A 9,872-nucleotide genomic window follows, 5' to 3' on the forward strand; every position below is an offset into this window, starting at 1 on the left:
CTTGGATACATGATGAACGGCACGAATTTTGATACGACAGGGAAGGATAAGCTAAAGATTCAGAAAGTGAATTATGCCAATTCCTTTGAAAATCAAAATAAATTAATCGGTCCGTTAATGGGTACAGAGCAAGAAGCGTATTATAAGCCACTTGCAGCTGCATCTGAGCAATACACGAATTTAGATATTCTTCCGAAGTCAAGTACGCTATATTCTCCTACTGGTGTAAAGAAAGATGATACGACGGTGCCAGTACCAGCACCAGTAACGGATCAAAAGAGTCTATATTTGGCAAAGCAACAGCAATATAAGCCAGCGAGTATCAAATATGTATACGATGTGAAAGGACAGCAACAGCTCTATATGCAGCTGAGAACCGATCCATTTGACTTCACAAAAGTATATGTGAATGGTAAGTCATTAGGTGAAAAATTCACGCAATATCCGCAATATTATTGGAACAATGGCATTTTAGATTTAGGATTGTTCAAGGATGAAAAGGTTGAGGTAGAAATTCAAATTGAACGAGGTACAATGGATATAACACAAAACCTTGTGTATGGACTTGATGTAAATTCGTTTCAAGCGCGCTTGCAACAACTTAAGAATCAATCCTTCCAAGTTACGAGCTATGATAGTCGGTCTGTTGTAGGTACGATTCAAGTGAATCAACCAGGTATGATGTTCACATCCATTCCTTACGATAAAGGCTGGTCTGTAACCGTTGATGGTAAAAATCAGAAGCCTGTGAAATTGAATGATGCATTTCTAGGTATTGAGCTCTCGCAAGGACAACACAATATCCAACTAAAGTATACATCACCTGGTTTTAAGATTGGAGTTGTCATTTCTTTATGTAGTTTACTTCTTACTGTTGGAGCAGTATGGTGGAGAAGAAAAACCGCTATAGAGTGAAGTACGCTATTCTTCCTCTCTAGTTGCAGGCTATCGTAATTATTGTTGATGCCTAGTCTAGAGAGGATTTTTTCTCACTAGAAATACGATAGAAGCGATATCTAATCGTAGCTATACACAATCAAGTCGTAGGAAAAGCAATAAATAGTGTAAATTTTACGTGGAATTGGAAATATTACGGATAAAATTACTAGAAGCAATGGTTACATACATCTCAATTTGCTGTTATAATACTATGGTTGATATAATGATTTGGATAGTATTGTAAGCGAACATTAGGAGCGAAAGTTATGAATAATTCCATTTTAACTGTCGTTGTTCCATGCTATAACGAGGAAGAAGTACTAAGCGAAACCACCAAGAGATTAACGCAATTAGTAGATGAAATGAAGAAAGACGGACTAGTTAGTGAGAAAAGCAACATTTTATATGTAGATGATGGAAGTAAGGATTCAACCTGGAAAATTATTGAAACATATACAAAAGAAAATGCATCGATTACCGGATTAAAGTTAAGTCGTAATTTTGGACACCAAGGAGCACTACTAGCTGGTCTTGAAACTGCTTATCAGTATGCTGATTGTGTTGTTTCGATTGATGCCGATCTTCAGGATGACATTCAAGCGATTCGCGAATTTATTATTAAGTTTAATGAAGGCTATGAGGTGGTATACGGGGTGCGCGATAAGCGTGATACGGATACGCAGTTTAAGCGTCGTACAGCACTAGCTTTTTATGGATTTATGGGAAAAATGGGAGTGAAATTAGTTCCAAATCATGCAGACTTTCGCCTATTAAGTAAACGAGCACTAGGAGAATTTTTACAATTTCGCGAAGAAAATATGTTCATTCGAGGAATCATCCCGTTGCTAGGGTTTAAGTCTACGAAAGTATTTTATAATAGGGCGGAACGATTTGCAGGAGAATCTAAGTATCCATTAAAAAAGATGATTAACTTTGCTCTTGATGGAATTACATCCTTTTCCATTGTACCAATCCGTTTTGTAGCAATAATGGGCTTCATCGTAACATTAATCAGTATTCTTATGGGAATTTATGCTTTGGTTCAAAGGTTGGTTGGAGATGTTGTTAGTGGATGGTCTTCTATTATTCTTTCCATATGGTTTATCGGAGGGGTTCAACTACTTGCAATGGGAGTCATAGGAGAATATATTGGGAAAATATTTAAAGAGACGAAACGTCGTCCGCGTTTTACAATTGAAACAGATTTATATTCCTTAAATTTCCAAATGACTGAAGGCAAGAAGGGTTCTTATAGTGAGGTTTATCACTACAAAGAGACTGTTAAATGATAACATGCAGAATAAATAAACAATCCAACAAATTGTTTATTTATTCTTATTCTCATTTCTTTTGATGCTTTTCGTTACCAAACATTGCAATGGGGATCAATCTAATTTTTTTATACCAAATTTCGCGTTATTACATAAGTAACCCTTCATCTATAAATAATGAATGAAGAAAAGAATACTTTGTTAAAGTTTAGGTTTTTGAGAAAAGGTCAGCCAATCAAATATTGGTCATTTAAAAAAAGAACGAATTAGTCATTTGTAGTTAGCTTTCTTTATTTCGAATTTTTTATTCTCCATGCAAGATTAATCTCTATAGGAAATTGATAATTTATATACCTATAGAGGGCCTCTTTTTAAAGTGTTCCACGTTATCCAATTATGTAAGTGTAGAATTCTCCGAATGAATAGCCCACTGCGAAAGGTAAGTAAGGGGTAGTAGTAAGTAGAAATTTGAGATGGGATAAGTATCCCTAATGCATTTAGTAACTAGTAGAGTGAGTGAACATAGCATGAAAGTAGAATTTAAACATTATGTGTATCTGCATCTAACCTTTTTTCTGTACTCTTTGATTATGCTATATATGAAATGGAGTTCAATGGTATCCCTTGGATCCATTTATTTTTTCTTAGCTTATTTTGTTCTGTTATTTTTCTTGTTCTTGTACGCGGTTATATGGCAACAGGTCATTGCTCCGTTTGAGATTTCGAAAGCCTATTCCCATCGCGGGGTCATTATTATTTGGACCATTGTATGGTCCTCTCTTTTCTTTCACGAACCTATTGTAAGGAATCAAATACTTGGGGCTGCCATTATTATTTTTGGCATAGTTGTGGTGACAAAGGATGAATAATTATATCTTACTATTCTTATTTGGTGTTTTACTTGCAAATTATTCGCAAATTCTGTTAAAAAAGGCTACGTTACAAAAATATGATTCAAAACTAAGGGAGTATGCCAATCGTTATGTCATTATTGGATATACGCTATTTGTTATTAACGCATGCCTTAATTTAATTGCTTTAAAAGGAATATCACTTGCGGTTGCATCTGTCTTAGAATCATGCAGCTATATCATTATGCTTCTCTTCAGTAGGTTATTTTTAGGAGAACCGATCACACCACGAAAAGTAATCGGAAATGCAATCATAATATGTGGCATTATTATATTTTTTATCAAGTAACTCCAGAAGCTATCATTTTCGTCTAGCATTAATATCTTATAGAGTCAAAATGTTATAATGAAGCAGGGATAGTGAGGTAAGCATTATTTTCACTATTTTATATCGGTTACATGGCAACAGAGACCTTTCTATTCATATGTGAGCGATATCCAAAAAGAAGTCTGTTTTATAACGAGATTGGAGAAAAGTAATATGAAAAAAGCGTTCGCCATATTAACGTTATTTCTAGTCCTATTAAGTGCCGGCTGTGGTCAGGATAAGCTGCAAAACGGGAAAACAACGATTGAACAGATGAATGAGTCGAAGGAAGTAAGAATTGGCGTAGATCCGACAATTCCTCTCTATTCGTTTGTTGATAAAAATGGACATTTATCAGGCTATGACATTGATATTATGGAGGAAGCGGCAAAACGATTGGGGTTACGTACCATATATTATTATGCCAATTCAGACTCCTTAATTGCGGGTTTAAATTCGAAGAGATTTGATGTCACCACAGGTCATATTGTCATAATGAACGACAAACGAAATAAGTTTGATTTTTCGATTCCGTATAAGCAGACGACAACGGTAATTATCCAAAAAAAAGGTCAGGATGAAAAAATTAACTTAAGTAATTTAAAAGGATTGGGCATTTCCTTACCAATCACATCTGTGTATGCTTCTATTGCAAATAAATATAATATGTTTGTCATGCAAGGGGATACGTTCGTAAATGGAATTATGGATGTAGAAAAGGGAAAAACAAAATATATGCTTTTCGATAAAGAAGTCATCGATAGTGTGCTAGCTGAGAATAAAATTGACGATATAGAAGTCGGTTATACATTTCCACAGCAGCAAAGCATTGGGCTCATGTATCGAAAAGGAAATGATTCTCTCGTTCAAACTTTCAATAAGAAGTTAGAAGAAATGAAGAATGATGGAACGATGAAGAAGCTTGAGGATAAATGGTTTCAAGGAAAAAATGATTAGGTAGGAAAAGGAACGTGAAAAACTTGATGGAATTTATGAAATTTATAAAAGGACGTTCTTGGTTATGGCCGGTTACTTTATTATGTATATTTGGAGCATTAACGATATTTAGTAATAGTATCTTATTTGGTAGTGGCATGATATATGGGGAGGATCTCCGATTTCATCTCGCCAGAATTCAAGGCTTAACAGATAATATAAAGAGTGGGGTTTGGTATCCTTATATTAACATGCATTTTATGAATGGATTTGGGTATGCGGTCGATACGTTTTATTCAAATACCTTTTTGTATATTGCTTCTTTGTTTCAAGTGTTTGTAAAGGATAATTTATTGCTTGCCTATCGATTTTTAATCCTTGTTCTTACGTTTATGACATTGGTATTGACGTATTTGTCCGTGATGGCTATGACGCAAAAGCGTGACATCAGTTTTTTTGCTAGTGTTATTTATACCCTTTCCTCTTATCATTTTATCGATACGTATAATCGTGGTGCACTTGGTGAAACAATCGCATTTGCATTTGTACCCGTCGTACTGGCATCGTTCTATCTTATGGTATATAAGCAGAAGAATGTGTGGTATTGGTTTGTAGTTGGGATGTGCGCACTTGTTATGGCTCATGTTGTCACGACCATGATGATGGCGACTGTTTTATTTGCATTATTGCTTGTTAGTTTTCCAGCTTGGAAAAATAATTTAAAAATACTATTTTGGCTCGTGCTGTCTACTGTTTTAGTCGGAGGATTGACACTTTATATTACGTTGCCTTTAGTTGAACAGATGCAAGCGCAACCACTAGTAGCGCAGTATGCACCTGTTTTTAAAGTTTCCAATACAGGTCTAGATATTGGAAATAGTTTTATCCATGCGATTAACAATGATGATGCACGAAGCGGAGAAGTAAATGCGAAAGTTAATATAGGTCTATTGCTACTCCTGATTCCGTTCCTGCGCATGCTCTTATTCGAAAAAAAATGGTTGCAGGGAGATTATTTTACAATCATTGGTGTCGTACTCCTTTTTGTTTCGAGTAAAATTTTTCCTTGGAATTTATTCGATGAAACACCGCTCAATGCAGTTCAATTTCCATGGCGATATTTAGTATTTGTTACTTTTTTTCTTGCAATCGGTTCGAGTATGTACGTACATGAGATGATTGTGCGATACAATAAGAGAGCATTTATTTCCGCGCTATTTATTGGCACGGTCTTGCTGTTAAATATGAATCTGATTTATCAAGCAAGTTTCGAAAATAGAAAACCGAGTGCTGAGGCTTTCTTGAAAGACTCTAAGTTTTTAGGAGCAGGAAGAGAATATTTGCCGACTGGTGTGAACATTGATGATATTCAGCCAGATAGTGGGCCGCTGCATGTGAATGAAAGTATCAAATATGATAACTTTAAAAAAGATGGAAATCATATTTCTTTTACGTATGCAAACAGTGCTCGTGGTGAAATCGCCATGCCAGTTATCTATTACAAAGGATATGTAGCACAAATAGAAGAAAACGGAAAGACATATCAGATTCCAGTAGTTGCAGGTTCGACGAATTTAGCCACATTAGAATTACCAAAAGGAACAGGAACGGTAACATTTCAATATAAAGAAACCAGTATACAAAAATGGAGTAAACTCATATCAGGTGTTTTTCTATTTATTATGCTTGGCCTCTTATTCTTCTATCATAAAAGGAAAAAGGTTGAGCTTTCATAATTGAATCAGAGATAAGAGCATAGTAGTGTTTTTTAAATCCTTGGCTTTATTGGCTTATGCAGAAAGGAGTTTACAATTCGAATGACTCGGTCTTTACGTTGGTCTATTGTTTTTATTTCTATCCTAGCAATTATTTTGTTATATGCTTCCTCACGCGGTGATCTCGTACATGAACAAGCTGGAAATACAAAGAATTTGCGGGATTATGTCCTATTACATGCAGGGGATACCGTTTCACAAACTTTAAATCCTAGGCATTCTAATATCGAAGGAATTACAATTGGATTTAATCCAGAAGCAAGTGAAACCGGCTTTACAGCGGATGTAAAAATCGTATCAGATAGTGGTTATGATGAATTTCACATCTCCAATTTACAACTAAATGTACTTGGACAAGTGTATCTCCCTTTATCAAAAGTAAAGGGGAATGAAAAAAAGCTAGAGGTACAACTTTCAAATATTAAATATGATGGAGCAAAAGAAATTTCGTTAAAAACAGCAGAACCATTTGAAAATGCATCTGTCAGTATAAATGATAAAGCTTATCAGGCGAAAGCGATGGTCGTTACGTATAGTCTTGCTTCCGTTCCGTATGGGAAATTAGCCGTCCTTTTCGTTCTAGCGGCAAGTCTAACTGCTTTCCTTATATTTGCGGGTACAAATATAGTGAAGGAATATGTTATCATTGCATTGGTATTCGGATTTTTCTTTGCTGTCTTTACGCCTATTCATCAGGCGTCAGATGAATATGTACATTATTTAAAAAGTGAAGATGTGGCGCAGGGACATCTGATCACGCCTAAAATCAACGGATATGTAGGCTATTATGTATCACAAAAGATATTAGATACGGTGGTTGCTCCCATTGAAAGGGATGAAAAATTTAATCCCGACATTGCGAAGTATATCCAAGGAAGTAGTGTAACGCCAGACGATCCTTCTAAGCAAGTATTTACATTTCAGCCAACTACCGCAGTATATACGTTTATCCCATATATACCGCAAGCAATTGGTCTGAAAATAGCGATGATTTTTCATGCTGATATTTGGACGGCGAATATTTTCGGACGATTAGCGAATTTATTCGTATTTCTTGCCATATCCGCATATGCTTTATCGCAAATTCCGGTACTGAAACGTACATTCATGTTTTTCATGCTCGGACCGATTATTATGTTCCATGCTAGCAGTTTGTCTGGAGATGCCATGCTGATGGCATTCAGCTTTCTCTTCTTCGCTATGCTCATGAAGGTATGGTTCCAAAAGGAAGAAGTAACGAAAAAGGAATGGATCCTACTCGCCATTTCGGGATGTTTAATGGCACTTTGTAAATTTACGTATTGGCCATTACTATTACTTATGTTACTCGTATCTCCCGAAAAGTTCGGATCAAAAAAATCGTATATTCGCTATAATAGCATTGTAATAGGCAGTGCAACGTTACTTGTAGCAGGTTGGAACGTATTTGTCATGCATTATGTAGGGGATGCCGTTGCCGGCGGACATGTATCTGCTAGTAAACAGCTAGCGTTTATTATGCAAAATCCAATCGGAGCACTGCAAGTATTTACCCGATCGTTTGACCATGGTATGAGCGAATGGCTCCAAATGTACAACACAATCGGATTTTTATCTACTCCGCTTCGAGGAATTATTGCGATTTATCCAATTGTATTGGTTCTTATTGCTATTCTTGATCAGCAGGATCGTTCATTTGTCTTATCGAGCATGCAAACGTGGGGATTTCGCTTTGTTACCGCGAGCGTGACGATACTCATTATGCTTAGCCTTTATTTAACGTGGACAAGCATTGGAAATATGTATGTGTACGGCGTGCAGGGAAGATATTTTATCCCTATCATACCTGTGATACTTATGCTTATTCGGTCTCATTTTACAATTAAAATAGATAAACCGAACATGGCTATCTTTACCTCACGGGCAGCCGCTTTGTTTTTAGCGTATTCGTTCTTGTTTTGGTATGCAAAGCTGTATTAATTTAGTCATAAAGAGAGGGATCCTGGTTGTACCAAAAAAAACTAATTATTGTTCCCGCATTTAACGAATCTATGAACATTATTCACGTCGTTCAAGATATTAAACAAAACGCACCCGATTTTGATTACGTGATTATTAATGATTGTTCGACAGACAATACGGAAGAAATATGTAAGACGCATCATTTTAATTATGTAAATTTGCCTATTAATTTAGGTATTGGCGGGGCAATGCAAACGGGTTATAAATATGCGCAAAAGTATGAGTATGATGTAGCACTGCAATTTGACGGAGATGGACAGCATGATGCTTCGTATGCAGCCATGTTGTTAGCAACAATGAATGAGAAGCAAGCTGATATGGTAATCGGTTCTCGTTTTATTACAAAGGAAGGATTTCAGTCCTCCTTTTCAAGACGAATAGGCATTCAATTTTTTGAATTTCTGATTCAATTTGTCATTCGAAAACGTATTACCGATCCAACATCGGGATTTCGAATGGTAAGTAAAAATATTATTGATGAATTTTGCGAATATTATCCAACCGATTATCCGGAACCAGAGAGCGTAGTTTCTATCATTCGAAATGGATACCTGGTAGAGGAGACACCTGTCATCATGAGAGAACGAATGGGAGGAACGTCCTCCATCGTCAATATGAAGGCACTCTATTATATGGTGAAAGTTTCTCTAGCGATTATGATTGATAAACTAAAGCCGATTAGAAAGGGTGGGGTAAGATGACCTTCCGTTTACAGGCGCTAATTATTATTGGAGTGATTTTTACATTTTTTCAGTTCCTTAATTTGGTGCGTAAGGAAAAAATGGAATTGCGATATGTACTCATCTGGTTTGCTGTATTAATTGGGATACTCATATTAACCATTTTTCCTGCTGTTATAGACAGCATTTCGTTGTTATTAGGTGTGGAGACCCCGATGAATTCCCTGTTTTTCTTTGGATTCATCTTCACTTCCTGCTTGCTATTTTATGTATCTGTTACGTTATCGAAATTATCTGTTCGTATAAAGAATCTTACACAACAAGTAGCATTGTACCAGTTTGAAAATGAAAAATTGAAAAAGTATGTAACAGAGAAATCAAAAGAAGAAAACGTATCGCAGCATGTGTAACCTCTATAGGGTATAAGATGAATCAAAAGAAGCATGAGCTATAGAGCCCATGCTTCTTTTGATTTTTACATAACGATAGCCTCCTGGTTTATAGAAGGCTATTGGTCTGCTTGTATACGTGAAAGGTTTTATCAATCATTGTTTGGATGGTAAAATGTTGTAAATAATAGTTTCTTCCTTGTTTCGCAATATGTGAATACAATTCTTGATTTTCAAAAATCGTTTGAATCGCAGCTGCTAATTTCACTTCATCTCCATATGGGACGAGAAGACCTGTTTCCTTATTGATCACTACCTCCGGGAGCCCCCCGATGTTTGTAGCAATCACAGGAGTTTGGGTAGCCAAAGACTCAATTGCTACATAGGAAAGGGATTCGTTTTCAGAAGGAACAACAATGATATCGTTATTCGTATATTCTTCAATCACATTTTCACAGAATCCTTTAAACGAAATTTCATCTGATAATCCAAATGCGTCTGCGGTTTCTACTAATTTTTGCATAAGAGGACCTTCTCCAATAATATTGCAATGCCATGTTAAGGATGGATGATTTCGCTTTAGATGCTTTAATGCTTGCAATAAAAAAAAGTGTCCTTTTTCCTTACTTAGTCTTCCAATCACACCGATTTGTTTCACCTGAT

The 9,872-nt window shown here is 36.0% G+C and carries 10 protein-coding genes; 9 read left to right on the plus strand and 1 reads right to left on the minus strand.

All coding sequences use genetic code 11. The features are described 5' to 3' along the window. The 9 genes from AC11ZT_RS04395 to AC11ZT_RS04435 all read left to right on the plus strand — a co-directional run. A partial coding sequence (locus AC11ZT_RS04395) for a YfhO family protein (RefSeq protein ID WP_484058438.1) occupies nucleotides 1-915 on the plus strand: 915 nt, incomplete at its 5' end. 290 nt (nucleotides 916-1,205) lie between these two features. After that, the gene (locus AC11ZT_RS04400; RefSeq protein WP_484058439.1) at nucleotides 1,206-2,228 is read left to right on the plus strand and encodes a glycosyltransferase family 2 protein; all 1,023 of its coding nucleotides are present in this window, start codon (nucleotides 1,206-1,208) and stop codon (nucleotides 2,226-2,228) included. A 509-nt stretch (nucleotides 2,229-2,737) separates the two neighbouring features. Continuing rightward, complete coding sequence (locus AC11ZT_RS04405) at nucleotides 2,738-3,079, plus strand: hypothetical protein (protein ID WP_484058440.1); 342 nt, start codon at nucleotides 2,738-2,740, stop codon at nucleotides 3,077-3,079. Beyond that, the gene (locus AC11ZT_RS04410) at nucleotides 3,072-3,410 is read left to right on the plus strand and encodes an EamA family transporter (RefSeq protein ID WP_484058441.1); all 339 of its coding nucleotides are present in this window, start codon (nucleotides 3,072-3,074) and stop codon (nucleotides 3,408-3,410) included. Before AC11ZT_RS04405 ends, AC11ZT_RS04410 begins: the two co-directional genes overlap by 8 nt. 192 nt (nucleotides 3,411-3,602) lie before the next feature. After that, nucleotides 3,603-4,385 (plus strand): substrate-binding periplasmic protein, encoded by a 783-nt coding sequence (locus AC11ZT_RS04415; RefSeq protein ID WP_484058442.1) that lies wholly within the window; start codon nucleotides 3,603-3,605, stop codon nucleotides 4,383-4,385. Between the two features lie 14 nt (nucleotides 4,386-4,399). Further along, the gene (locus AC11ZT_RS04420) at nucleotides 4,400-6,100 is read left to right on the plus strand and encodes a hypothetical protein (RefSeq protein ID WP_484058443.1); all 1,701 of its coding nucleotides are present in this window, start codon (nucleotides 4,400-4,402) and stop codon (nucleotides 6,098-6,100) included. Nucleotides 6,101-6,181: 81 nt separating this feature from the next. Further along, a complete protein-coding gene (locus tag AC11ZT_RS04425) occupies nucleotides 6,182-8,098 on the plus strand; it encodes a DUF2142 domain-containing protein (protein ID WP_484058444.1) in 1,917 nt (638 codons plus the stop codon). Between the two features lie 26 nt (nucleotides 8,099-8,124). Beyond that, nucleotides 8,125-8,841 carry a glycosyltransferase family 2 protein gene (locus tag AC11ZT_RS04430; protein ID WP_379970339.1) on the plus strand — a complete coding sequence of 239 codons (717 nt, stop codon included), beginning with the start codon at nucleotides 8,125-8,127 and terminating at the stop codon, nucleotides 8,839-8,841. Next, nucleotides 8,838-9,230 carry a DUF2304 domain-containing protein gene (locus AC11ZT_RS04435; RefSeq protein WP_484058445.1) on the plus strand — a complete coding sequence of 131 codons (393 nt, stop codon included), beginning with the start codon at nucleotides 8,838-8,840 and terminating at the stop codon, nucleotides 9,228-9,230. Before AC11ZT_RS04430 ends, AC11ZT_RS04435 begins: the two co-directional genes overlap by 4 nt. 88 nt (nucleotides 9,231-9,318) lie before the next feature. Here AC11ZT_RS04435 and AC11ZT_RS04440 read toward each other — a convergent pair. Then, nucleotides 9,319-9,872: glycosyltransferase (locus AC11ZT_RS04440; RefSeq protein ID WP_484058446.1), on the minus strand; the 554-nt coding region annotated here is incomplete at its 5' end.

The sequence above is a fragment of the Ectobacillus sp. genome, assembly GCF_056992975.1.